This is a genomic window from cyanobacterium endosymbiont of Epithemia clementina EcSB (genome assembly GCF_029919255.1).
Lineage (GTDB): Bacteria > Cyanobacteriota > Cyanobacteriia > Cyanobacteriales > Microcystaceae > Rippkaea.
In genome coordinates, this window is the sequence record NZ_CP123991.1 from 1,659,073 (window position 1) to 1,685,354 (window position 26,282).

19 protein-coding genes and 3 pseudogenes are annotated in these 26,282 nt (G+C 35.6%); 7 read left to right on the forward strand and 15 right to left on the reverse strand.

Translation table 11 applies throughout. The features are described 5' to 3' along the window. The first annotated feature begins 256 nt into the window (after positions 1–256). The gene (locus tag P3F56_RS05390) at positions 257–574 is read left to right on the forward strand and encodes a 2Fe-2S iron-sulfur cluster-binding protein (protein ID WP_281151910.1); all 318 of its coding nucleotides are present in this window, start codon (positions 257–259) and stop codon (positions 572–574) included. Positions 575–637: 63 nt separating this feature from the next. On the opposite strand, the gene proB is transcribed toward P3F56_RS05390, so the two are convergent. From proB to P3F56_RS05405, 3 genes are read right to left on the reverse strand one after another with little or no spacing between them, the layout of a single operon-like run. After that, complete coding sequence (proB, locus tag P3F56_RS05395) at positions 638–1,786, reverse strand: glutamate 5-kinase (RefSeq protein WP_281151911.1); 1,149 nt, start codon at positions 1,784–1,786, stop codon at positions 638–640. A gap of 50 nt (positions 1,787–1,836) precedes the next feature. Continuing rightward, positions 1,837–2,013 carry a hypothetical protein gene (locus P3F56_RS05400; RefSeq protein ID WP_281151912.1) on the reverse strand — a complete coding sequence of 59 codons (177 nt, stop codon included), beginning with the start codon at positions 2,011–2,013 and terminating at the stop codon, positions 1,837–1,839. Positions 2,014–2,028: 15 nt separating this feature from the next. Further along, the gene (locus P3F56_RS05405) at positions 2,029–3,096 is read right to left on the reverse strand and encodes an RNA-guided endonuclease InsQ/TnpB family protein (protein ID WP_281151913.1); all 1,068 of its coding nucleotides are present in this window, start codon (positions 3,094–3,096) and stop codon (positions 2,029–2,031) included. Between the two features lie 197 nt (positions 3,097–3,293). On the opposite strand from P3F56_RS05405, the gene alr reads away from it, so the two are divergent. Further along, positions 3,294–4,514 carry an alanine racemase gene (gene alr, locus P3F56_RS05410; protein WP_281151914.1) on the forward strand — a complete coding sequence of 407 codons (1,221 nt, stop codon included), beginning with the start codon at positions 3,294–3,296 and terminating at the stop codon, positions 4,512–4,514. 620 nt (positions 4,515–5,134) lie between these two features. Here the strand turns inward: alr and P3F56_RS05415 are convergent. The 6 genes and pseudogenes from P3F56_RS05415 to hemW all read right to left on the reverse strand — a co-directional run bounded on the left by P3F56_RS05415 (position 5,135) and on the right by hemW (position 10,525). After that, on the reverse strand, positions 5,135–5,287 hold the full coding sequence (locus P3F56_RS05415) for a hypothetical protein (RefSeq protein ID WP_281151915.1): 153 nt from the start codon (positions 5,285–5,287) through the stop codon (positions 5,135–5,137). A 601-nt stretch (positions 5,288–5,888) separates the two neighbouring features. Then, a complete protein-coding gene (locus P3F56_RS05420; protein WP_281151916.1) occupies positions 5,889–7,130 on the reverse strand; it encodes a BaiN/RdsA family NAD(P)/FAD-dependent oxidoreductase in 1,242 nt (413 codons plus the stop codon). A gap of 441 nt (positions 7,131–7,571) precedes the next feature. Next, positions 7,572–7,676, reverse strand: a pseudogene (locus P3F56_RS10485) (magnesium chelatase domain-containing protein); the annotation flags it as partial. 460 nt (positions 7,677–8,136) lie between these two features. Beyond that, on the reverse strand, positions 8,137–8,487 hold the full coding sequence (locus tag P3F56_RS05425) for a phenylpyruvate tautomerase MIF-related protein (RefSeq protein WP_281151917.1): 351 nt from the start codon (positions 8,485–8,487) through the stop codon (positions 8,137–8,139). Positions 8,488–8,620: 133 nt separating this feature from the next. Beyond that, the gene (locus P3F56_RS05430; protein WP_281151918.1) at positions 8,621–9,103 is read right to left on the reverse strand and encodes a flavin reductase family protein; all 483 of its coding nucleotides are present in this window, start codon (positions 9,101–9,103) and stop codon (positions 8,621–8,623) included. Between the two features lie 177 nt (positions 9,104–9,280). Further along, a complete protein-coding gene (hemW, locus tag P3F56_RS05435; RefSeq protein ID WP_281151919.1) occupies positions 9,281–10,525 on the reverse strand; it encodes a radical SAM family heme chaperone HemW in 1,245 nt (414 codons plus the stop codon). Positions 10,526–10,661: 136 nt separating this feature from the next. On the opposite strand from hemW, the pseudogene P3F56_RS05440 reads away from it, so the two are divergent. Then, a pseudogene (locus tag P3F56_RS05440) lies at positions 10,662–11,767 on the forward strand (PIN/TRAM domain-containing protein). A 318-nt stretch (positions 11,768–12,085) separates the two neighbouring features. Here the strand turns inward: P3F56_RS05440 and P3F56_RS05445 are convergent. Then, on the reverse strand, positions 12,086–13,687 hold the full coding sequence (locus P3F56_RS05445) for a helix-turn-helix domain-containing protein (RefSeq protein WP_281151920.1): 1,602 nt from the start codon (positions 13,685–13,687) through the stop codon (positions 12,086–12,088). Positions 13,688–15,928: 2,241 nt separating this feature from the next. Between P3F56_RS05445 and nadC the strand changes: the two genes are divergently transcribed. Continuing rightward, complete coding sequence (nadC, locus tag P3F56_RS05450; RefSeq protein WP_281151921.1) at positions 15,929–16,780, forward strand: carboxylating nicotinate-nucleotide diphosphorylase; 852 nt, start codon at positions 15,929–15,931, stop codon at positions 16,778–16,780. A 42-nt stretch (positions 16,781–16,822) separates the two neighbouring features. On the opposite strand, the gene P3F56_RS05455 is transcribed toward nadC, so the two are convergent. Beyond that, entirely contained in the window at positions 16,823–16,933 is a 111-nt protein-coding gene (locus tag P3F56_RS05455; RefSeq protein ID WP_281151922.1) for a pentapeptide repeat-containing protein, read from the reverse strand. A gap of 128 nt (positions 16,934–17,061) precedes the next feature. Then, a complete protein-coding gene (locus tag P3F56_RS05460) occupies positions 17,062–17,268 on the reverse strand; it encodes a pentapeptide repeat-containing protein (protein WP_281151923.1) in 207 nt (68 codons plus the stop codon). A 144-nt stretch (positions 17,269–17,412) separates the two neighbouring features. Here P3F56_RS05460 and trpB point away from each other — a divergent pair, with 144 nt between their 5' ends. Both trpB and proS read left to right on the forward strand, forming a co-directional pair. Then, positions 17,413–18,654 (forward strand): tryptophan synthase subunit beta, encoded by a 1,242-nt coding sequence (gene trpB, locus P3F56_RS05465; protein WP_281151924.1) that lies wholly within the window; start codon positions 17,413–17,415, stop codon positions 18,652–18,654. Positions 18,655–21,476: 2,822 nt separating this feature from the next. Beyond that, positions 21,477–23,291: a proline--tRNA ligase gene (proS, locus tag P3F56_RS05470; protein ID WP_281151925.1), complete on the forward strand. Its 1,815-nt coding sequence runs from the start codon at positions 21,477–21,479 to the stop codon at positions 23,289–23,291. Between the two features lie 967 nt (positions 23,292–24,258). On the opposite strand, the pseudogene P3F56_RS10490 reads toward proS, so the two are convergent. Further along, positions 24,259–24,333: pseudogene (locus P3F56_RS10490) on the reverse strand (sugar transferase); the annotation flags it as partial. Here P3F56_RS10490 and P3F56_RS05480 point away from each other — a divergent pair. Then, positions 24,332–24,553, forward strand: coding sequence for a hypothetical protein (locus P3F56_RS05480; protein ID WP_281151926.1), 222 nt, complete (start codon positions 24,332–24,334; stop codon positions 24,551–24,553). The pseudogene P3F56_RS10490 and the gene P3F56_RS05480 sit on opposite strands and share 2 nt — an antisense overlap. A 33-nt stretch (positions 24,554–24,586) precedes the next feature. On the opposite strand, the gene P3F56_RS05485 is transcribed toward P3F56_RS05480, so the two are convergent. Together P3F56_RS05485 and P3F56_RS05490 are read right to left on the reverse strand one after the other, a co-directional pair. After that, positions 24,587–25,237 carry a DUF3318 domain-containing protein gene (locus tag P3F56_RS05485; RefSeq protein ID WP_281151927.1) on the reverse strand — a complete coding sequence of 217 codons (651 nt, stop codon included), beginning with the start codon at positions 25,235–25,237 and terminating at the stop codon, positions 24,587–24,589. A gap of 140 nt (positions 25,238–25,377) precedes the next feature. Continuing rightward, entirely contained in the window at positions 25,378–26,166 is a 789-nt protein-coding gene (locus tag P3F56_RS05490) for a sulfite exporter TauE/SafE family protein (RefSeq protein WP_281151928.1), read from the reverse strand. Positions 26,167–26,282: the final 116 nt, after the last annotated feature.

Genomic DNA, 26,282 nt, shown 5'->3' on the forward strand with positions numbered 1-26,282 from the left:
GAACTTGCAACTTCATCATCGAAAGGCGCATTGGGTTCAATCCAAATCAAATGCCCTAAAACAAAATTATGATCAACTTAAAGAGATAAGTCTGAAAAACTCCATGTTACCTAGCGTAACACTTTAATTTCTCTCAATCAATAAATTGTCGTTTAACTTACATGTAAGCTTTTAATTTAGCTATGTTTCTTCACAATTGTCGCCAACCTCTCTAGGAGGGATACATTAGACTGAGGAAAGTATTACGACGTAATTTATGGACAATATATATACTGTTGAAATTAATCACCAAGGCAATACCTACACCATTGAAGTTGCTGAGGATCGAAAAATTCTCGATGTGGCTCAAGAAACAGGACTAGATTTACCTACATCTTGTGGTGGAGGAGTTTGTACTACCTGTGCTGCACAATTGCTAGAAGGAACGGTAGAACAAGGTGAGGGAATGGGGATATCTTCCGAACTTCAAGGAGAAGGGTACGCCCTTTTGTGTGTTTCCTATCCACGTTCTAATCTAAAAATTGAAACTAAAAAGGAAGATGAAGTTTATAGTCGTCAGTTTTCCCAACCTTAAGTCACTCCTTCAAGGACATTAAACTCCAGTGGGCATTGCCCACCCCATAGGTTTTTTCTAATTTCAAGATTGAGGGGTGACATCAGGTTTCCCGAATTTCCGACTCTCTTGGATAACCAAATTATCTCGATGCACCATGGTTTGTGGCCCTTCATAACCCAAAATTTCAGCAATTTTATCAGAGTGATGTCCTTTAATTTTTTTTACTTCTAAACTGCTGTAATTAACAATTCCCCTGGCTAGTTCTTCTCCTTGTTTATCGCATAATTGAATTGCATCGGATGCTTCAAATTGTCCCTCAACTTTGATAATACCCGCCGCTAACAAGGACTTTCCTTGGTGACAAATAGCCTCAATTGCCCCTTGATCGAGATAGAGTTTGCCACTAGGAACCAACCCGTAAGCAATCCAGCGTTTACGGGCGTTTTCATTACACGGTTGGGGTTCAAATTGAGTCCCAATAGCCTTCCCTCGTAAAATTTTGAGCAGGTTACCTGGGTTTTGTCCATGAGTAATCACGGTTCTCACCCCGGCACTAGTAGCCAGTCGTACAGCTGTTAGTTTGGTTTCCATTCCTCCTGTTCCCCATTGAGACCCCTTATTCCCTGCATTGACTTTTAGTGTATCAATCTCTTCGGCATTGACGAGAGTAATCGGTTGAGCATCCTGAACTAATCGAGGATCGGCCGAATAAAGTTTATCCACATCTGTAAGTAAAAATAACCAATCGGCACGGATGACACTGGCTACAAGGGCTGATAGGGTATCATTATCGCCAAATTTTAACTCTTCAGTAGCTACAGTATCATTTTCGTTAACAATAGGGATAACTCCCAACTCGAATAGTGATCGGAAAGTGTTAGAGGCATTAACATAACAGCTACGTTCGATTAGTTCCCGTCGTGTCAGCAAAACTTGAGCAATAGGCTGCCCGATGGTGGTAAATAGGTCATCATAGACACGGATGAGACGACCTTGACCAACAGCAGCGATTGCCTGTTTAAAAGCTATTTTTTTTGGGCGTTCTTTCAAATTCAGACGGCCACATCCTATTCCTACAGCCCCAGAAGAGACTAATACCACCCGATAGCCCAATTGTTGCAACTGGGTTAAGGTTTCCACTAAAGCAGCAATGGTGGACAAGGCTAATTTTCCACTTGTGGATTGAGTTAAACTCGATGTTCCAATTTTAACAACCAGAGTTTGTGTCATTGATTAATAAATGGTTGAGGGTTAATCCTGCCTTTGGCATAGTCTCGCCGTCACAGCGTAGCTTGACGGGAGATTCTTAAATTCACATTTAAGGGTTTCTTCTTCTTAGATTGTTTACTAGGCAAAGCCCCGCACCGTCGGACTGTCTTCACAGGCATTTCGCGATATGCTATGTCTTGGCCCATATCCTTTCTACACCACGCTAATAATTTGAGCTGCGGCCACATCTGTGTGTTCGACACTTAATATCCGGGACAATTATGTTTTCTAACATCAAAAGTGTTCTTGCCAGTATGAAATCCATAATTGATGTGTATGTGTGAGGTAAAATTCTTGTAAACTTTAGGAATAAAAACATCTCGTTTCCATACCCTTAACTTAAGGATGGTTATGGTTCGTTTAAAACTATCCTCAAGACAATCTTTAGAAAGTATCCGTCTACCCCATGATTGAAAATCAATATTCTCAATGAATGCTGATTGAGCTTGATCAACGAAGTAGGAAACTAACTTAAAATACCAGTCTCTGCGAGTATCAGAAATACGCCGACACAATCTAGCTATCTTTTGATTTAACTTGTAACGATTATTAGACTCTTTTTGCTTATTCTTTAATCTAAGTTGCAGCCATTCTATCTTGCGGTGTGGTTGGTTTAAAAATTGTAGTCCGTCCACAAGTTCACCATCACAGATAGCACAAAGTTTATCCAATCTTAAACCAATTTCTAATGGGTGCCAATGAAAGGGGACATCGGGAATATTCACCTTTAATTGCATTGAGAACATTACAAGGTAACCAGACGCTCCCCGTAAAATGCAAGCCTGTATTAACTCAAACCCATCTTGTATGTTTATAGACCTTCTTAACTTTACCCATTCTAATTGGGGTAACTTAATCTGATTAACTTCGACATACTTTTCAAGTATCTGGGGATTCTTATAAGAACGCATTCTATATTTATGTTTGGAACGAGGAAGGTACAATTTTCTGAACTGCATGTCGAAAAAGACCTCGTTTGAAACTCTTAAAACTTGTTTTAGGACTTGAGCACTACCTGTATTGATAATCTTATTAGTTTTTGTCAGCCTCTGAGATTGTTTATGACAATTAGGATAGGGAACACCATAAGGGATTATATATTCTTCTTTTGAAGAACAAATATTGAAAGGCAACTTACTAGATGTTAGCCAATTTTTACCCCTTTCCAAGGTATAATTCCAGATCGAAAGACAAACACTCAGTGCATAGTCGATCGCCTTAATCTGCTGCCTGTCTGGTATTAGTTTATACTGGTACGTTGAGGCGAGCATTGGTTCAGTCTCCGCTAATGCCTCTGCTTAGTCTAGATTAATCTACACAAACTTTCAAGTTGTGTAAAAGTCTTTTGAGATAGATTCCTTGACTTTTCAGAAACTTTTGTTAGATTGGGCATATTTCTAAGTCTATCAAAAGCTTCGAGGAAGAACTCAATGGATTCAAGATTTGAGTGTGTGTGGAGTGAGGGGTGATGTTGAGTAAAGAGTCAGCGTGTGAGATTACTAAAAAAAATCGCCACGATTACCATCTATCAGAAATTATCCGTCAACGGGCTTGGATAGAAATTAATGTAGAAGCCTTAATTCATAATGTTAAGGAAATTAAAGGATTGTTATCACCAAAAACATCGTTAATGGCTGTGGTTAAGGCTGATGCTTATGGCCACGGTGCTATTAAGGTCGCCCAGATAGCCTTACAGGCTGGGGCTAATAGTTTAGCGACAGCTACTTTAACAGAAGGGATTGAACTGCGAGAAGCAGGAATTACAGCCCCTATCTTGATTCTAGGGGCAATTAATACCCCTGAAGAAATCGCCGCTATCGCCTACTGGCAATTACAACCTACTCTTTGTAACCCTCAGCAAGCTTTAGTTTTTTCTGATACTCTTAGTCAACTGGAAGAGTCATTACCCGTTCATCTGAAACTTGACACAGGAATGTCCCGTCTAGGGACACCTTGGCATCAAGCACAAGAATTTGTGGAGTTAGTGAGTCGGTTGCCCTATCTCAAAATTGCTAGTTTATATTCCCATCTCGCTACGGCAGATAATCCTGATACCGTAGTGATGCAAAAACAGCACCAACGGTTTGAGAAGGTAATCTCTCAATTAAAAACCCATTTATTTAAATTACCCCCTCTACATTTAGCCAATTCAGCAGCAACTTTGATTGACCCGAATTTACACTACGATTTAGTTAGAGTTGGATTAGCTTTGTATGGATTATATCCCGCTCCTCATTTGCGTTTGATTACTTCCTTAAAACCTGTACTACAAGTTAAAGCCAAAATAACTCAAGTCAAAACAATTCCCCCAGAAACAGGGGTTAGTTATGGGTATCAATTTGTCAGTGATCGTCCGATGAGTATTGCTGTTGTGGGTATTGGTTATGCAGACGGAGTTCCCCGTAACCTTTCCAACAGTTTAGAAGTTTTGATCCGAGGTAAACGGGTACGCCAAATTGGGGCAATTACCATGGATCAGTTAATGTTAGATGTTAGTTCTATCGCAGATATTCAAGTCGGAGAAACAGTCACTTTAATTGGCAAAGATAGGACAGAAGAAATTACAGCAGATGATTGGGCAAACGCTTCAGGAACTATTTCCTGGGAAATTCTTTGTGGGTTTAAATATCGACTTCCACGAATTCTGATGGATTCAGAAGTCAACTGCACTCAAGTTTTAGTTTCCTAGCACAGGATAATACGCCCTACGTCTTATCCTAAGATTTACTTTATAAAGGGTCTCTCAAGCTCAATCCAATGAATCAACTATCCATTGGATTGAGCTTGAGAGTTTAACAAAGTCAGATTAAGAGTTAAATTTTTTTAAACACTTGTTATCTTCAGTGTATAAGATCGTTTTCCCCAGAATTGGGGAGTCTATGTGGACTATCAAGAGACTGTTTTTTACACAATTGAATAATTGTTGTCCTCGCCCCTGTGTTGTGCATCTTTGTTTTTCTCGTAATTTCAGAGATGGTCAGAATAAAAAGTGATTTCGTTAGTTTAACTAATTACAGTGGTCAATGTAGCATTGATAGGGCGGATGCCTTCACTCCAAAGTATGGCAACAACCATTAATAGAGCTGTTATGGCTTGCCACATCCTTTACATTTTATTTAGAGCAGTTTTCTTGTTAAACAACATAGTCGGAGCAATAGTATTGTCAATAATTTTCAAGAGTTATTACAATTCTCGGTATATCGCCGTATTTAACAAGTAACTATCACTGCTTAGTGTTTTGGTTGTTTTCTTGAAACGGCGGCAGGGGTTTCAAGTCCTGCGGTGATTTGTGCGCTCTTACTGGTAGCGTTAGAGGACATCTTCTTGTTTTGGCATAGTCGGAATCCCTTTATTGTTAGGAGTCACTACAGGATTAGGATTCAATAATTTACCCATTGTCAATGGTTGAACTTTTAGGACAACTTGGGTTAAGTTTTGATGATTATTGATGGCAGATTGCACAACAAACAGCAATTACTCATGGTTTAGTAGAAAGTCTAATGATTTTAATTATGGTGATGATGTTTACTCGATTTTTAGTACAAAATTTGTACTAAATAATAGTTATAAAGTTGTGCACAAAATCGGTTTATTGTTCAGAGATAAATGATCTCAATTGAGCTCTAATCCCTTTAACGTTAGCGATATTGGTGTCTAGTATTAGATTTTGTGATTAATTACACTTTTAATAGTATCATATTTTCTTTATTTCTATTTAGGGTTGAACAAAGACAGAGAATAACCGGAAACTTAATGGTTACTTTACTAGTAGGAAACCATTTTTAGGCAGTATTTATTGTTGTTGATAATATGGTGTTTGTTGGCACTGCTGTTTGCTCGAAACAAAGAGAACAGTGGGTGATTTTATCAAATCAATTGATGCAAACATATTTTGTAATAAAAAATTATTACTAGCACATTATCAAGTTATTATTAATAATAAATCATCTATTATTTATTTAAACTAACTGTTTCTTAAATCTAAAAAACAGTTAGTTTAAATACCCTTTTTATTTTCGCTGTTTTTTCTTAAATAGTCGATCAGAAATCGTGGTTTAGATCATCATTTATTTCCTATTGCTTTGCCTGCTAACCAGCCCGTAGTCCAGGCACTTTGTAAATTGAATCCTCCTGTCACTCCATCAATATCTAAAACCTCTCCAGCCAGGTATAAATGGGGGCAAACTTTGCTTTCCATAGTTTTAAAATTAATTTCTTTTAAATTAACGCCTCCACAAGTAACAAATTCATCTTTAAAAACTCCTTTTTCTATTATTTCATATTGTCCTTGAGTTAGTTCTTTCGCTAACTTGATTGTTTCCTTTTGAGATAGTTCTGACCAATTTTTTTCGCAATCGATATTAGCATATTCTAGTAATTTTTTCCACAGTCTTTTAGGCAGATTAAAAAGGGGATAACTCGAAATAAGTTTATTTGATCGTTGATTTTGTGATTTAGCAATTAACAATTTTTGCTTGACTTCGTCAGTATTATCGGGAAATAAAAAATTAATTAGTAAAGACATATTATATTTTTTCTTGTGTAATATTTTTGCCCCAAATGCAGATAGTTTAAGAACCCCAAATCCACTAATACCCCAATGGGTAATCAAAAACGATCCTGATTGTTGATATTGCTGTTTTTTTTCTGTCCCTAATAACTTTAATCCCACTTGATTTAGACCGATTCCTTCTAATCCTTGAAAACGAAAATCTTTAATCTTAAAAGTAAATAAAGATGGAATAGGTAAGATGATTTCATGTCCTAAAGATTTTGCCAGCTGATAGCCAATTTTATTGCTGCCTGTTGCAACTAAAATGCGATCACATTTTAATATTTTTCCTGTTTTTAACTCCACTTGAAAGTGATTATTTTTTTTAATTAAGTTAATAACTTCTGAATTTATATCGATATTAACTTTCGCTTTCTTGGCTGTTTTTATTAAACAATCAACAATAGTTTCTGAAGTATCAGAAACTGGAAAAACGCGACCATCCGTTTCCGTTTTTAAAGCCACTCCCTGAGATTCAAACCACTCAATCAGATCTTTAGGTTGAAAGCGAGTAAATGCCCCTCGTAATTCCCTACCTCCTCTGGGATAATAAGTGATTAATTGTGCTGGCTCGAAACAGTGGTGAGTAACATTACAACGTCCTCCCCCAGCAATACGAACTTTCGTTAATACTTTGGAAGTTGATTCTAGTAAAGTGACGCGACTATGGGGATGAGTTTGGGCGCAAGTGATAGCGGCAAAAAATCCAGCTGCCCCTCCTCCAATTACAATAATATCTAATGAACTACTCAAGGTTAAATCTTGACTCTTTTACTTTATTCTATCAATGGTTCTATTTTGTTAACCTTTGTATTTGACTGATGACTGATCTTTCTTTATCTAAAAATCTTCTATTGATTTGGCGTTAAAAGGTAATTTGGCCTCACCTACTACCGTCTTTAAATAAAAATTGTTGGCGGTTGCTATTTCAGATAATCGTTAACCTCGTCATATCTTGACTAAGATATTGCGAATAACAACCGTGTTTTTAAATATCGTCGAACTAACGTTTAATCATAGCTACTTCCTGTGCGTTGTCTGTGGGAATCACTAAATCTCTATCTGTTTGGCAGCTGTAGCGATAGGTAATATCCCTGCAACGTTAGTCCAGCTGCCATCAAGACTTCTTCTAACAAGAAATGATCTCTCAATAAATCGACTCCTATTTGTTATAGGGCAGTCAATATTTTCACACTAACTAATGTGCAAACAAAAACAAGATACTTCTTTACGAAGACCTCCTGGGTTTAGATTAATAATAATTTTGCGGACGGGAAAGGTAACCCCGAAGTTTTTAACAGGCTCCTTGACCTACTATCTTAATTGTTAAACAGCGGTGTCAAGCAAGCGGAAAATGTTAATAGAGAGAAGTTCCCCCGCTATGTCTACTTTTATCTCAACTTTCATGGCACCACTTTTGATTAAAGAAGCACTTTTAACTCTTGTTAAAATTACATTCCGGGTTTCAATTACTTTTTCTAAAAAACTTATTTTATTGACTAATAATACAATTGTTTAGTTTTTTTAACATCAAGTAAGTCCAGTGAAATGAGTAGACAAACTACTTAATAAATGTCAAATTCAATGTAAACTCCTAAGTGGGGGGCACGGCAAGCTATTCTAACATGGAAGCTACGGCAAATTTAAAGTATTTGGGATAAAAATAATTTAAATAATTCTTAAGATAACCATTGTTTCTATAGTAATAACATTAATGCTATTACTATAGCATTAAATTAATCGGGATAATTAACAACTCTTAAAAAGTTCCTCCATTCCATCCCCACATAGATCTTTCAGCATCAGTAAACTCAATATAGATACGATTCGTGGGAACTCCTAATTTATCTTTTATTTCCTGACAAAAATCTTTACTTATAGATTTAGTTTGTTCTGGAGTCATTTTGCCAATATTTTTAATTTCCACATAACAAACTGGATCAAAAGTTCCTCCAAAAGTCATTTGGACATCTGGTTCAAAAGCAGTCATCACATAAGATTCTGGTTTACCAAAATGCTTAGCCATCTTAAATGAAAGACTTGTTAATAAGCTTTCCACAATAGATGAGTTGGTTTCGGCAACAGACGTTTTTATCTTAATTAATGGCATTTTATCCTCTAATATTTTCTTTCAAATATCTCAACTGTTGACAATAACAACAAAAGGAAATCGATAAAATAGCTTAAGGGAAAGTAAATAGTCGATAAACTAATTGATTGTTTGCTGTTTACTAATAACTTATTTAACCACCGTATTGCCAACCCGTACTTTCTAATGATAAGGGTTTTCCTTCACGATAAACTCCTGCACCAATAACTTCCCCAACAAAGACGGTATGATCTCCTTTTTCTACAAAACCAACCACTTGACATTCTACATAACCAAGAGAATCTTTAATGATGGGACATCCAGTTTCAGTTCCCTCAACGAATTCTACGTCTTCAAGTTTATTCCCAACACGACGTTTAGGTTTAAAAAATTTAGCAGCTAATTCTTTTTGTCCATCTTCAAGGAAACTCAAGGCAAAAACACCACTTTTTTTAAGTATTTTGTGAGAACTAGAATCATTTTTGACGCAATTAATTACCAAAGGAGGCTCAAATGAACCTTGCATTACCCAACTTGCAGTAAATCCATTTAATTCTTCTCCATCCTTGACACCACAGATATAAAGTCCGTGAGGAATTTTGCGTAACATTATTTTTTTAGCTTTTTCGTCTAACAAGGTTTTTTCTCTCCGTAACTTGTTAATCTCTGTTTATATGATATCAAAAATTGTGACTTAATTCTCACCAATATACTAAGCTTAACTGTTAGACTATTTCATAGTTAAATTATAAACCAATAATATAATTACCTGATTTTTGGGCAGTAATACTAAAAATATAGTACTAATAACTTGCTAATTTAGGCTATCTCTTAGATTGTAAAATAAAGTTGCTAGAACAGTGTTGCAAAACAGAAATCCTTCAGGGTCAGTTAATTTTAACTTAGTGTTCTCTGGTATTTTCTTTGTATTATCTAATAATATTTTATTCTCTTGCTCATCAATAAAATTAATTAAATTTTGCTGGTAATAATTAGACAAACAAAATATGATTTTGCTAGTTATTTCTTCTCCAAAATCTGCTTTTATTAAAGATAAATTTATACCTTCAGACAACCTTAGTCTTAACATAAGATTTTCCAGGAGAATATCTATATTAGATAATTTAGGACAATCAATAAAACCGCCTGATTGTGACAACTGATTTACCCATGTAAAATAATATTTTCGGGTACGAGGACGAGTAAAGCGTTGTTGATTTGTATAACTTGCTGCTCCCATTCCAAAGCCATAGTAAGGCATATTTTCCCAATAAACGCGGTTATGACGACACTGATAACCTGGTTTAGCATAATTCGAAATTTCATAATGTTGATATCCTGCTTCAGTCAATAATTGTTGACCAAGACGGTACATTGTTGCGGTTGTCTCATCCGTAGGTAAGGGACTTTTTCCAGGTTGATATCGTTTCCCAAAAACGGTACTAGGTTCAAGAACTAAATCATAACAAGATAAATGAGATGGGTCAATTTTTATCGCAGTTTCTAAAGAAATTCGCCAATCTTCTAAAGTTTGATGAGGCAACCCTGATATTAAATCAAGACTAAAATTTTTAAAGTTAACTTTATTAATCCAATCTACGGCTCTAAAAATATCATCAATCCGATGAGTTCTTCCACAAAATTCTAATAAATTATCTTGAAATCCTTGACAACCTAAACTAATTCTATTAACCCCTGCAATTTTATAATCTTGTAATTGTTTAAGACTGAAAGTTCCAGGATCTATCTCCAAAGAAATTTCTGCATTAGGAACAATCCCTAAATGTTTATCTAAAGTGATTAAAATCTTTTCCAAATAAGATGGAGATAACAAAGATGGAGTTCCTCCTCCGAAAAAAACCGTTTCTAGAAGACTATTGTCAGATGGAGTAGCGATAATTTCTCGACATAATACTTCCACGTATTCAGAAATAGAAGAAGATTTTCTAATATCGGTTTTATTTCCCAATACCGATATTGGAAAATCACAATAGTAGCAACGACGACGACAAAAAGGAATATGGAGATAAGCTGCCTTAGGCAGATTACTTAATTTCATTTGTTTAACTAATTGAAGAAGTCTGATAGAAAAAAACTTTGATGATTTGGCTTATTTTTTTATATTCATGTAAATTTAGAAAAATATCGTAATTTTATCGTTTAGGTTTCCAAAATATTGATGTAGAATAGGACTTATACTTGATGTCATTATTATCCTCATATCTATCCTAGTAGCTGCCGGAATCAGTTTTGATAGCATTGATTTGTTTCTATGTATTGATTGTTCGAGATCAAGTCTCTAGTTTAAAAACCTTACACCTTACGCTGGTTAATAGTTGGTTTTACCTCAATTATTGGACTAGCCTCTGGCTTAGTCGTTTAAACCACATATCCTCGTTTAGAAAGTAGAATTAGTAGTACCCCCATTGAAATCAATGTGACACGGGCTGTGAGGCTAGTCATTGGGTTATTAATTGCTAATCTCCTGTTAGCCCCTATCTTTTTACTCCCCATTCCCAGAAAATTGATCTTCATTAAATTAATAGTTGGTATCTTAGGGAGTGTTGTCTTCTCCTTCATGGGGATTAGTAGTTTAGCCGATACCCATAGACGCACCTTCTTACGCTTGATTAACTCCAATAGCATTGAAATTCATATTAGTGGACGAAGAAACGTTAAAACCAGTCTCTACTAAGGTTCTCAACATCAGTTATATCATTGAAGGTCGTATCGAATAACTTCTCGAAACCGGATTTATTGAAGGACAGTTGCTAGTTCCCCAATTTGTCCTACAGTAATTACAAGAACTAGCCGATGCCAGTAATGATCAAAAAAGAGTTTGGGGACGGCGAGGGTTAGATATCCTCAACCGAATACAAGAGGCATTTCCTCAGCGGATTATTATTCATTTGGCAGATTATGAGGAGATTACTACCGTTGATGCTAAATTAGTACATTTGTTTTAAACAAATAACGGAATCTTGTTAAGCAACGACTATAATCTAAGTAAAGTAGCCAATTTACAAAAAGTGGTTATCCTCAACTTTAATGAACATTAATGATATTGCTCAAGCTATTGGCCCCATTTATCTTTCAGGAGACACCATCAAACTTAAAATACTCAAAAAGGGAAAAAACCAGACTCAAGGAGTAGAAATCTCGAACATTGGACCAATGGTAGTGGTAGAATAAGGGAAGAAGTATGTAGGGGGTGAGAGCCGAGTCATTGTGAACTTCTGCGTTACAAACTTCTGCCGGACGGATAATTTGTACCAAACCACCACTGGTGATGGCTTCATAAATGTCCTAGACAAGCAATATTCTTCAGACAATCCCACGAATTCACACGGTGGGGTTTTTCATTGATTGTTTTTTAGCCATCGATTTGTAATGACGTCGAACGTCTCCGAACAAAACTCCAGTTACCGTTTTTAGTAGGCAACCTATTACGGATAGGGACAATTTTTCGTTCCCTTTCTGGGTTGATAATCATGAATACATTTCATAAATTTCTGAAAGCATTATTATTATACTTTATAGACATAAAGTATAATAATAAAATCGATACTTTCATTATCTGATGAAAACCATCTTATAAATCTGTCAATCCTTTATACTTTTACCTCAATCCTAAAACGTTCTGTAGGATCGCTCTGTCTTCAGGTTTTGCAGAAAAACGTCCCCTTTCTACATCTCGAATCCAACTTTGACTTTTGCCCAACTTCTCCGCTAATGCCCTTTGACTCATTCCTTGACGTTGTCTGGCAGCTAAAATCTGTTCAGCCGTGAGATTAGATAATTTTTTAGAACGACTTTTTCGGTTGGCAAGTTGTTGTTTTTTACGCTCAAATTTAGCCAGTTGTTCTTCCCACTCCGGGGGCAATTCAAAATTACGAATGCGCGCTTTCATTAACTGATTCCATTTACCACGACGACCGGCATCGGTAACGCGATTTTCTTGAGAACCGTCATTAATCCAAAAGTCTAAGGCTTCATCAGCATCATCAGGTAAGTCCGCCAATTTTACCCACATTGGTTGAATAGTTTCAGGATAAGAAACAGGATCGAAAACAGCTTTAATACCATAATGGTTAAGTACTTCGAGGTCACTTTCAAAAGAACGAATGAGTCGCTTTCGTTGTTCCCTTTGCAAGTTTGACTGGTTGATTTTTCCTTGACCATAGGCCACTCGCATTAAGGTAGAAACTGTTAAACATTGTTTTCTTCCCATTTTACTTTTAAATAGCAACCACAACATAATCCGAACTGCTCCTTGATGTTGCTGCCAAATACTCATGACCGTCGTTAAAAGAAACTTAGGCAAGGATCCATATTGATAAAAAGCAATCCGTCGTTTATAACCTTGTTTATTCAAAAAATACTTTGCCCACAGTCCTGGTTTTATGGTGAAGGTTAGCCCAATTAAATGTTGACATCCCGAGTCGTCTTGCTGGAAATGATGTTGAATATCTAAAATATGCCATAGAGGACTTTCAGGAACCGTAAATCCCTCAACTTTTCCCTGTTTTGGCCAATCAACCGTTACTCTAAGTTGGCCTGGTTGTTGTACTAATGTTTTAATTAACGATAGCTTTGCCGCTTTACTGAGATCTTTACGTTTATCTAAACCTAAATAATCTTCAATTTGTTGATCACTAATAATAAACTCTTGCTCCCAAGGTTTATCTAATGTAGTTGCATAAGCTGAAAAGATAAGATGTAAACTTGCCGAACGAATATCAATCGTTTCTAAGTTAGAAATATTGGATGCATAATTACACTCTTCAGAAGAAGCTGATTCTAAACTATCATTTAATCGAAAAATCATTGTACCACGACCTTGTTTAACCTCTCGTTGGTAATATAATGCTCCATTATCGTCTTTTTCCCAGGGTAAAACCGCCGCACTAGTTAACACATTGCATCCTTCCCAAATGACCATTGATGATGCAAACGGGGTATTATTTCCATTGACAAAAAGCTCATCAGAGGTCGCTATTCTCGAAACACTTTTATATCTACCTTTTTTGGCTTGAACAGGAATAGGACTACTGATGGGACATTGGACAATACATTGAGGTTCTGAGAAATAGCCTTCACAATTGTTACATAGTCTCTGGTCAATCAGATACTCTCCATCCTTGATTTGAATTGCCCCAGTAGGACATTTTATTTGACAGGGGGTACAGCTTGGACAACTGTTAGCAATTGTATAGGACATAGCACTTTCTGCAGAATTACAATCCGTGAAAAGATTAGCATCTTAAATCTAAGATGGGCTTGATACAACATAAATTTTGCTCATCTAGTTTGATTGACAAATGTATCAGATATCAATCAGAAAATCCTCTTATAATTCTATATTCAGAAGATTATTCCTTGATTCTCTTGATTCTAATAACTAGAAACTGACAAGCAAATCTATCAAAATTTTAAAAACTATAAAACGACCACCACAATCGCTGAGTATAGTTATCTTTAGATAAGAAAGTGAACAACATCAGGGAGCATAATGATCTGTCTTAACCAAAGATATATGTCACCCTGAACGTTAACTTCGTTACCCTTTTATACTATACGATCAAACTACTCCTGTTACCAATGTTATTCACGAGATGATCCACATTCTGTTTACAATGAACATTGTATGATAATTTATTCTGCATAAATTATGTTTTTAATTTTCCTAAATTCATTGTCCAAGATTATTTTAAATATGCAACTTTTCTTTTATGCTATATATAAAATTAGCAGTAACAGCTATTCATTCTATAAATAGAAAAACAATATAAACAGCTGTTATAGACTTATAATGTTAGATTAACAACTAATAACTTCAAATACTTTTATTCCAACTTCACTATATAAATCCAATTTTCGTATAAAAAAAGCTTGTGTAATCCTGGGAACTTTTACTAGATGTAAACCCGCCTAAAAATTAGGCTAACAGAATTGAGGAGATCAACAACTGTCAAAGTTAACTCGCAATCCAGAAATTCTTTCCAAAACGCAAAAAAGATTAAACATAGTATGTTTAAGGACAAGAGAATAGAAAGTTAAATAAATTGCAGATTGGGTGAAACTATTGGCAAATTTAATTTGCCAATAGTTTCTATATAGAGCATTCAAGGAAGAGAGGGATGGTGTGATTCTCCGAGAAGTAGAAGAAAAATAATTTTGGTTCTACCGAGTCTGTCATGTAAATATATAAAAGATAAAGATAAAGATAAAGATAAAGTTTTATTATCAATAATAGACTTGTCAAAAGCTATTATTATTAGATGAATGATTTCATAGAAGGTTTTGTATGTAAATTAAATTATGTTATGTTCAATCTCTTAACTTAATCTGTACTTATGGAACAGTAGAAATAATAGATCTACATTGTAATTAAATCACAAAAAAACATATACTAAAAACTTTAAGATCAAAAATATCAAATAAGTTTTAAATATTTATAGACAAAATGTCTAAGCAGAATATATTCAGTAAATAATAAACTAGAACAATGTTTATTATTTTAATAAAAAATATTTAAACAACATAGAAAATCAAAACTGTTTGTTCTATATAAAATTGCTACTTTTATATAGAACAAATACTATGTAGTGTTATTTTTTCTATATAAAGTAGTAATTATAGAGATTATAACAAAAAATAAATAGTAAAACAGCTATAAGCTTAGAGAAAAAAGATTTTTACCGAGGTTGAAGAGGTTGGGGTAGATTTTGAGAAACATATAATAATGTTGTTAATTAATTAACACTATTTCTAATAGAAATAAAAAAGTATATTTTTCTCAGAAAAGAAAGGATATAAAACTTAAAAAATTTGTCAAGATAAAGGAATGAAAAAAAAGTAAGTATTTTTGATACAAGTGGTTGAGATAAATCTAAACTAGAATAATGAAAAAAGGATTATATTTAGTTTTTCTAGTAAGTTAGAGTTCAGAAGTAAACATAGTAGAAAGAGAATAGCATCAAAGAAAAATTTATGAAATTGCCAGAGTAGTGTTTGAAGATTAGCATGATTAAGCTAGGATGGTTAAACAAAGTCTTGCTAAAAGGAGTTATTATAAATGATTTCAATTAAAGCAATACAAACCCAACTCCAGTTGTTCAAATATAGAGAGATAAAATAATTTGCTTTTCGATGTTTATTTAGAGCCATTAACTTAGTCACTGTTTTAGAATCAGTTCTTACTTTTTTATTTTGGCTCATCTATTTACATAAAATTAATGATAGATTGGAAGAATGTCCTTGCTAATTACTTCGAGTTGAATGTAAAGTAAGTTTAAGAGAATCGATTATTAATAATTAAGCAAAACAATTGACTGATTAGTGATGTTACCGTACTAAGAAGTTGTGTATTTGGAACTTAGGTATAGTCTAAATCCATAAAAACTGTTAATTCGTCTAGCCTCTCATCCCCTCTTTCTCTTAGTCTCAATTACCAATTTAGATGATGAACATCTTACCCCATCGGCTAATTTTAGATCCATTACTTAACACATGGTTGCAAGAAGATATGGGGCGAGGCGACCGCACCGCTCAAGGTTTATCTTTACAACAATGGGGACAAGCGCAATGGTTAGCTAAAGAAACAGGAGTTATTGCAGGGATGCCCATAGCCGCTAGGGTATTTGAACTATTGAGCGATCAGGTTCAAGTCAATTATGCGATTGCCGAGGGAAACCAGGTACAACCGTCACAAGTGATTAGTACGTTTAACGGACCGTTGGATGTGCTGTTGATGGGAGAAAGAGTCGCCTTAAATTTAGCAATGCGCCTCAGTGGAATTGCCACAGCTACCCAAAAATACACAGAGGCGATCGCAGACCTTCCCACCCAATTGGTAGACACTCGTAAAACAACCCCTGGCTTAAGAATTTTAGAAAAGTATGCCACTCGGGTTGGAGGAGCAATTAATCATCGTATGGGGTTAGATGATGCAGTAATGATCAAAGACAATCATATCAAAGCAGCAGGGGGTATTAAACCAGCTATTGATAGCATCCGCCGGACTATCCCTTACCCTCTCACTATAGAAGTAGAAACTACCACTCTAGAAGAAGTAAACCAAGCCCTGAAAGGTGCTGCTGATATCATTATGTTGGATAACATGGAATTAGCCTTAATGAAACAGGCGGTGCAACTTATCCGCAATCACAACGTTAAAGTAAAAATTGAAGCTTCGGGTAATGTTACTTTAACAACTATTCGATCAATAGCAGAAACGGGGGTTGATTATATTTCAAGTAGTGCGCCAATTACACGATCACCCTGGTTAGATTTAAGTATGAGAATCTTGTAAGATTTAAATTTAACGGCTGATAGTTAACTCTAAAAGAGTACCTTAATAGAGGAAATGTCTTGAAAAATCTCTTCTTCTTAAATCAGCTTGGGATAGATTGGCTCTTGATAAGTTAGCATTGCTGAGATCAGCCTCTTGTAGTGTTGTTCCCATAGTTTTCTTCTCACTAAAGATGCGCCTCGCAAGTCACAACTGCAAAAATCGACTCCTGTTAAATCCAAGTGGCTAAGTACAGTTTCTGCAAAAACCCCTAGCCAAACTTAGATTACTCCTTTCAATATCTAAGAGAATTGTTCCTCACAAGTCAACATCACGACAGTCGGCATTAGTGACATTAGCTCCTTGTAAATTCCCCCTTGTAAACTAGCCTTGGACAGGTTAACTTCAACTAAATTAACCCCTGAAAAATTGACTCCGGTCAGATTAGCCCCAACGACATCTTTAATTTTCCTATTACGAGTATCATCTAAATTTATGGTTTGATTCATGGTATTTTTTCGGAAAACTTTTAAATAGATTTAATATTTAATCGGGTTGGGATAGGAAAGAAAGAAAGAATCCCCCGTTAAATTCGATAGAATTAACACCGAGAGTGTCACTATTTTGAATAGATCATAGATCACGAAACTGTAATGAGCATAACCCCTATTTCTACCACTTCAGCCACACAACGCCAATATCCTGATGCTTTAGGACGTTTTGGCAGTTATGGTGGAAAGTATGTTCCCGAAACCTTAATGCCAGCCTTAAGTGAACTAGAAACTGCCTACAGTCACTACAAAGATGATCCCGACTTTTGCGAAGAATTAAATCAACTATTACGAGACTATGTAGGAAGACCTAGTCCCCTCTACTTTGCTGAACGCTTAACCAACTATTATAGTCATCCTGATGGTAATGGTCCCCAAATTTACCTCAAACGAGAAGATTTAAACCATACTGGAGCGCATAAAATTAATAATGCCCTGGGACAAGTGCTGTTAGCTAAACGAATGAATAAAAAGCGCATTATTGCTGAAACAGGGGCAGGCCAACATGGAGTAGCGACTGCCACTGTTTGCGCCCGTTTTGGTCTAGAATGCATTATTTATATGGGCGTTCATGACATGGAACGTCAAAAATTGAATGTTTTCCGCATGAATTTGTTGGGGGCTACTGTAAAACCTGTTGAAGTGGGAACAGGAACTCTTAAAGATGCTACCTCACAAGCTATTAGAGATTGGGTAACAAATGTGGAGACAACCCATTATATTCTCGGATCAGTAGCTGGTCCCCATCCCTATCCTATGATGGTGCGTGATTTTCATCAAATTATTGGACAAGAAACCCGTCGTCAAAGTTTAGAAAAATGGGGCGGTTTACCCGATATTCTTTTAGCTTGTGTAGGAGGAGGTTCTAATGCTATGGGACTATTTTATGAGTTCGTGAATGACCCTTCTGTGCGGTTAATTGGAGTCGAAGCCGCAGGGGAGAGTATTGTGTCTGGAAAGCACGCTGCAACCTTAACAAAAGGTCGTCCGGGAGTCTTACATGGAGCAATGAGTTATCTTTTACAAGATGAAGATGGCCAAGTGATTGAAGCCCATTCAATCAGTGCTGGATTAGATTATCCTGGGGTTGGCCCGGAACATAGTTATCTTAAAGATAGCCATCGCGCGGAATATTATAGTGTTACCGATGCTGAGGCGGTAGCAGCTTTTCAACAATTGTCTCAATTAGAAGGGATTATTCCCGCTTTGGAAACTTCTCACGCGATCGCCTATTTGGCAACTCTTTGTCTTCAATTGGAAGGCAGTCCTCGTATTATTATTAATTGTTCGGGACGAGGGGATAAAGATGTGCAAACGGTGGCTAAATATTTGAATAATAAATAATGAATAAGTAACTATCATTGCTGATCGGTATCCTCTAAATAATATTGGAGGATATCACAGAACAGGTTTTACAATTGAAGCTTAGAAAGATATCAATAGCCACAAAAAGTAGACTAATAGACTTTTCTCAAATTAAATTTTAAGTAAAGTGCGTTAGATAAACTGGAACTTTTTTTGTCGTTTATTTCCTTGCTTCCTACTGTAGACCACCAAAATAGTTTTTTAGATGGGTTAAGCTGCGCTAAGAGCTCGAGCACAAATAGACAATACTATATTAAGAACTATTAGGGAATAGGTCAACTGTCAACTCATTCTGAATTAGAAGGTTCTCTAGCCTAAGAAGTTCAAACAAAGCTCGAAAACTAATAGAGACATTAGTTCGTATATTTTTTATAAAAGTTCTTCAATCTCTTTTCAGCTTTGTCAGCTCGCCGGTCCATTAACTTAATATAACTATAACTTTTAAAACTCTTTAAAACTAGTCCAAATTGAAACTTTTTCTCTAATTTATAAGAGATCACAGATATTAAATAGTTTCCTTTTGTTCTGAGTACATTCACTTCTTTTTTGTTCTCATTTTTTAGTTACGGCTTATGTTTTAATCGATTACTAAATAAATCGCTTTATTGATAGTTTGATTGATACCTCTATAATTTTAGTATTCTCGAGTGCAGAAATATTCTTTGATTTTTAACTAACAGTTTTTAATGAAGTTGAAATCAAGAGAATAAGAAGATAAAAGTATAATTTGTGCTCCTGGTTAGATTTATGGTGTTAGCACTTCTGTTTTATAAGTGAGAAAAGCTTTTTTCTTTGTCCATCGTTCAAAAGTAAAAGGGATAGAAAAATTCGATGTGACGAGTAACCCAATTAACGTAATATTTTCTCCTCAATTATTGGGACGTTTTTCATAAGCTCGTTTTCCCTCAGTTGCTCTGGTACACTAACAAATTATAGCTAGCTAAGCTCCGGTTTTGTCAATAAAAACTAGGTCTAAAAGTTTTAGTTATCCAAGTTTCGTCGAATATTCCTGTCTCAAGGTCTGACCCCTATCTGTATAAGCCTTCAAGACATAAAGTATTTTTTGGAGTTCATTTAAATGTTTGAATTAGACGACACACAGCACGAATATTGACTTTAACATTTATTTTTCCTTGTAAACAAGTAGTTAGTCCTTTTAGAGTAGTATTTGTGTGGTTTTATGACAATTATTCAATAGTATTGAGTTTAAGTTGTACTACCTCAATTGAAGGATGTTTTTCTCGGCTATGAGAGAATTATTTTATACTTTTTCTTACTTTCTAACGTCCAAGTAGACGATTGACAAAACTACGAATTGACTTGAACACTCTCTGCTAGTTGTGGAGTTGATTGATTAGTCTTATTGTTAGTTTCTATGATTTCAGCAGGAATATCTATGGAGTGCCGCTTCATTTTTTCGTGCAACCAGTGCTTTTTAGGTTTTTTCATTCTAATTTATACAAATAAAAATCGCTATTAAATAAATGGCAATTCTCTCTAACTTTCACCCCATTATTGATAATCTAATCACACTAGCTCTATATTTTCTTAAACAAGAAAATATAGAGCTAGTGTGATTAAATAAACTTTTTTCTGCTCCTCATTGAAAAACACTCTTCAACGAAGAGATAACATTAGTTAATTAGAGTTTTATAGATAACTCTGTTAAACTACTGTGGAGCTTTGTTTATGGCGGTTACTTTTAAAGCCATAATGCGCATTAACATAGTGCTGCTTATTTACCTCAAACTACATCAACTCAAGATAAAAAACAAAGGATATCACTTAGACAAGGACTAAGCAGAGGTAGGATAATGCTATAAACTAGAATACCGCCCAACTAATTCAGGGTCATTATTTGCTTTATTTTTGAGATTCAACCTAGTTCCAAGATGATGATTAAATTTTAAATTAATCTTTCAATCTAGAATTATTTTTTATAACATTAACATTTTTTTGTCTTAATTTTTGAAGCTAAGATATACTAGATTATAAAATTATTCCAAAGTATTCTTAAAGTTACGTAAACTTTAAGAATACTTTGGATATTTGCTTTATATTCACCATGCAAAATTATGAATAAATATGATAAAGTACCTGTCGGTTTAGACAATAAAATTTGATATTTTTCTTACTTTTCTCAATTCTTAAAATTGAGTAATAGAATTAAACTAGATGAAGATTAATCTCTGAGATATAGGCATCACATACCTTTTCTCTGGTCCATTATCTTCTTTGTAAATCAAAAGTTAGAAGGTTTCCAAAATGATTTACTGCTAATTGGAGCTAAATATTTGCTAATCTTCTACTGAAGACTGAAGTCTTACTTACAAGAGTAACAATCTAATGCCAGACAATAGCAAGCCAATTTAATAAATAATTAAACGCTTCAAAGTAATAAGGTTAATTTTTTTTATATAAACTAATTAGCTAATCACCCAGACTATTAAACTAATCGAATAAGTTATCTACCATGTGTGCCCAATGTATCGATTAAATGATGCCTCAAATTAATTTGATTTTTTAAAAAAGTTGAATTTTATCAAAAAAATTCAACGATAGACTGCTAATTGTCCGCTTGACTCAAGATTTCAAATTAATCAACTTCTAATCTAGGATATTCGTAAATTATTCGGTTTAACTCCTAGTTCTATATTAATCGGGGGTAATATTTGTTCTTTGTCTTCTTTCGTCTAAGAACGAATGAAACTAGGACAGATTTAACAGAAGTCCTCTTGCAAGATTCGAAGATCACCAAAAGATGCCATAATGAATCCTGGGTCAATAGGAGGAAACTAGCCATGCGACTGTCTCAAATGCTTTTTGTTACCCTGAGGGAAGATCCTGCCGAAGCAGAAATTCCTAGTCATAAACTGCTATTGAGAGCGGGATACATCCGTCGCATTGGTAGTGGAATTTATACCTATTTACCACTGATGTGGCGAGTTTTACAAAAGGTGTCCCAAATTGTCCGTGAAGAAATGAACCTTGTCAACGCTCAAGAATGTTTACTTCCTCAACTGCAACCGGCAGACTTATGGCGAGAGTCAGGTCGATGGGAAACCTATACTAAAGCAGAAGGGATTATGTTTTCTTTGATCGATAGACGACAAACGGAATTAGGACTGGGCCCAACTCATGAAGAGGTAATCACCACTCTTGCTAAGGACATGATCCATTCCTATCGTCAATTACCTGTCAATTTATACCAAATTCAAACCAAGTTTCGTGACGAAATTCGCCCCCGTTTTGGTTTAATGCGGGGACGGGAATTTATTATGAAGGATGCCTATTCCTTCCACACTTCTCGTGAAAGTCTTCAAGAAACCTACGAAGCTATGGATCAAGCTTATCGGAACATAATTCGTCGTTGTGGTTTAGCATTTAGAGCTGTACAAGCAGATTCAGGGGTGATCGGGGGATCAGCCTCTCAGGAGTTTATGATCCTTGCTGAAGCAGGGGAAGATAAAATCTTCTATACCGAAGATGGAAAATATGCAGCTAATGTGGAAAAAGCTGTATCTTTGCCTCCTGATGCGGAAAAATCTCCTTTTATAAAATCAGAAATACGAGAAACTCCAGCAACCGATACTATAGAGAAACTCTGTAAATTCTTGAAATGCTCCCCTACATTGATCGTCAAAAATGTCCTCTATGAGGTTTTGTATGATAGTGGAAAGACTGTTATAGTGCTAGTTGCAATTCGTGGAGATCACGATATAAACGAAGTCAAGTTAAAAAATGAATTAGCAATATTTGCCCCTCAATATCAAGGAAGTGCAATTTTAGATTTGGGAACTTCTAATAAAATATCACAACAAAAATGGGCGACTAAACCCTTACCATTAGGATATATTGCTCCTGATCTAGAGGACAATTATATTAATTCTAGCAAAGATTACGCCCCGGGATTCTTGAGAATAGTGGATAAAACTGTTATAGATTTGAAAAACTTCATCACGGGGACTAATAAGAATGGATATCATCAAATAGGGGCTAATTGGGATAAAGAGTTTAAGTTACCGAAATTAGTAGTAGATGTAAGAACAGCTATGGTGGGTGATCGCGCGGTTCATGATACCAAACAAACTCTAAAAACCGCTAGAGGGATCGAAGTCGGACATATTTTCCAATTAGGAACAAAATATTCCCGAGCAATGGGGGCAACTTTTACCAATGAAAAAGGAGAAGAACAGCCCTTAGTTATGGGATGTTACGGAGTAGGAGTCTCTCGTCTAGCTCAAGCGGCTGTGGAACAGTTTTATGATAAGGATGGAATTGTTTGGCCGATAGGAATCGCCCCTTATCATGTGGTCGTAGTTATTCCCAATATTAATGATTCCAAACAAATAGAAGTGGCTGAGGAACTTTATAACAAGTTGAACCAAGCTGGGGTAGAAACCCTCTTAGATGACAGAGATGAACGGGCCGGAGTTAAATTTAAGGATGCGGAATTAATTGGTATTCCCTATCGTATTGTGACAGGGCGATCACTCAAATCTGGTAAGGTAGAAGTGGTAGAACGGGCAAGAAGAAACTCCCGAGAGATGGCTATTGAGGAAGTAGTAGCTACCTTGAAACAATGGGTTACTAAAATCGGGACACAATCACAATAAGCAACAAAATAAGATTCATCTTTCTATAAAGAGATAATATTGAAATTGTAATTTCTTATTGTCAATGTACGTTGCCGTTTATTTCTCAGTTCTCCTAAACCCATCTAAATAAATGGATTTTTGGTGAGGACTGCGCTTAACATTTCTATTTAAAAATATAAATAGTGTCGATAATTGTTATCGGTTGATTGTGACCAAGTCACGGTTGTTACAAGTATTTTTGCTCTTCTAGACTAGTCATGGAAAAATCATAATAAAAAAAGTTGAAAGCACTGCTTCGCAAGGTTTCTATAACTCAGAAAACTTAATCTCTATCAAAATTAAGTTTTCTGAGTTATAGAATACAGTCAGAATAAGAGTTTTAGAAGTTATTAACTACTAACTTATTCTACTCAGTCTAAATAGAGACTAAAATTTTTTCCATAATCAAGTAATTGCACTGATCAGCAATGTGAACATATTGTAAGTGATCAGTTAATTTTCTCATTAAAAATAGTCCACATACTCTTTATTGAGCTAGAAGATTTACTGTACTTTTATAAAAAAAAACATTTTTTTATAAGTAAAAATGTTACCCAACATCCAAAATTTTAATTTTTAGGCAATTTAAAAACTGATATATTTCTATGGCAATGGTTCAGATGAGAGGAAAAATCTTGATAAGTATAAAGAACTGTGTTAGTCAAACTTTAGAACAAAGTAATTCACTTTTTTATAAAGTTTTTTGAGACAAATGACCATCAATTACTCCTTTAGATCAAAAATTTTGTTTTTAAAAAAATTTAAATTAGGTTATAAATTTTAATCGAAACCGATTGATTAATGATGAAGTGTTCACCTTCCACATCTTCAAAAACTTTCACCTGCGATAGCCCATAAACTTGTCATTCTTTGGTTATTCCTGCCTTAACGTTTAACCGTTGCCACTAAGGAATTTCATAAAGACCCACTTCATCAGGAATTGGGGTGGGAGTCGAGAACCCACTGGACTCATATCTCCTTTGAGAACACTCCAAAACTGGGGCAATTCATATAAACTGGTGCATGGTAGAGGCTATTATAAAGCCAATGATGCAGATGCCCCTGCATCATTGGCTGATTGTCAACAACAACAACAATTGGAAACTTTGCTTCTGGTATCTGGCGAGTCACATATGAAGATCAAAAATCATAAGTCAGAGATCACTAAATTTTACGTCTTTGGCAAATTATGTAAAGTGGGAATTGGCTTAATTTTGTTTTCTTCGTTGTCAAACTGTTAACACAAAACTCTTATTAGTGTTAATAATCTTTTACTAAAGACGAGGACGTTGAACTGGGTTTTGCTGCATTTTAGCTTTTGCTTTAGCTGCACTTTTTCTGAGAGCTTGGAGACGAGTTTCATACTGTTTCCGTTGGCGACGGTTTGGGGTTTGTTCAATAAGAGTTTTTAAAGCACTACCAAGACTTTTATAGGCATTGGGTAGGGAATACCCGAAACGGGTGGCTAGGGTAATGGCTTTTTCATCTGCATCAAGGGATTCTCGGAGTTTCCGTTCACCGTTATTTTTCTGCCAGAGTCGATAGCCAGAAATTCCGCATAAAGCAAGGGCTAACAAGAGTAGTAAACCATCTTGTACCCAAAGTTCGCCAACTGCTCCCCCTAAACCAATAGCCAGAGCAGCCATTTCCCATCCTTCTCTGGGAATTGTGTCATTTTGAATTCGGGCAACTTCATGCCAAAAGAGTAGATTACGCTGGTCAATGGAGAAGTTTTCCCATTGAGTCAGATCAACTTGTATTTCAACTTCATCTTTTCCAAGTTCTTCACAGCGAAGCAGAGAAGGATTGACTTCGGTGCTACCTTCGACCATGACCCAACTTTGCAATTCTGGTGGTAATAAGGTTTTAAGCCGTCGAAGTTCACTCATTTCTGCTCTGGCAGATGAAGCTACGTAGGATGTCATAGGATTGTTTATGTTAATTAACTATACTATTGCAAGGATATTGTTTTCGATTGTAGCGATCCTCTAAGATTAGAGCTCGCTACTTCTATCATAATCTGAGTTTGGGTTTCACCTGAAGCCAATCAACAGGGTGAAACACTTCATTGTTGAATTAAAATAAAGACTGCTACGACAATTAAAAAATAACCAAATCCTTTTTGTAGTTGCTTGGCTTGAACATGTTGAGATAAATACGCCCCGAAAAAGGTTCCGAAACTCGCTACTAGGGTAAATGAAGCCATTAAACTCCAATCAAGAGGAACTTTACCCACATATCCTAGAAATCCAGCTATTCCATTTAAGGCAATAATTACCAAGGAGGTCCCAATAGCCTCTTTTATCGGGGTATTTCCTAACAAAACTAAGGCTGGAACGATAACAAATCCTCCCCCAACTCCCACTAGTCCGATCAAAACCCCAATTCCTAACCCTTCTAAGACCAACCAAAGCCAACTATATCGATAGACGGGTTGAACCTTTTGATTAGAGTTAGTATTTTCTTTGAAAAGAGATGAAGAGGGTGAGATATTTTTCCGAATGATTAAAATAGCCGCTAAAATCATCATTACGGCAAATAGTAGCAGTTGCATTGTTTCTGTAATAAAAGGAAGAATAGCTAAATTAGCTCCCAAAAAAGCCCCTAACATGCTAGCTTTTCCAAATAAAAATGCTTTTTTAAGATTCACATTCCCTTTACGCCAGTGGGGAATTGCCCCGATGATACTGACCGTCCCCACAATAACTAAGGTCATGGCAATCGCGCTTTTGGGGGGAATTTCCATAACATAGACTAAAATGGGCAGGGTGAGAACTGAACCTCCTCCCCCTAATAGTCCTAAACTAATCCCAATACAACCAGCTAGCAAATGTCCAATGATTTGTATTAACATATCAACAGTTATATTCTCATATAGTAAACGATTAGGAAACAAAAGACATAAGGTAATAATTAGAGTTTACCTGCTCACCCTAACCTCACTTGGGCTGATTTTAAACAACGTAAGTT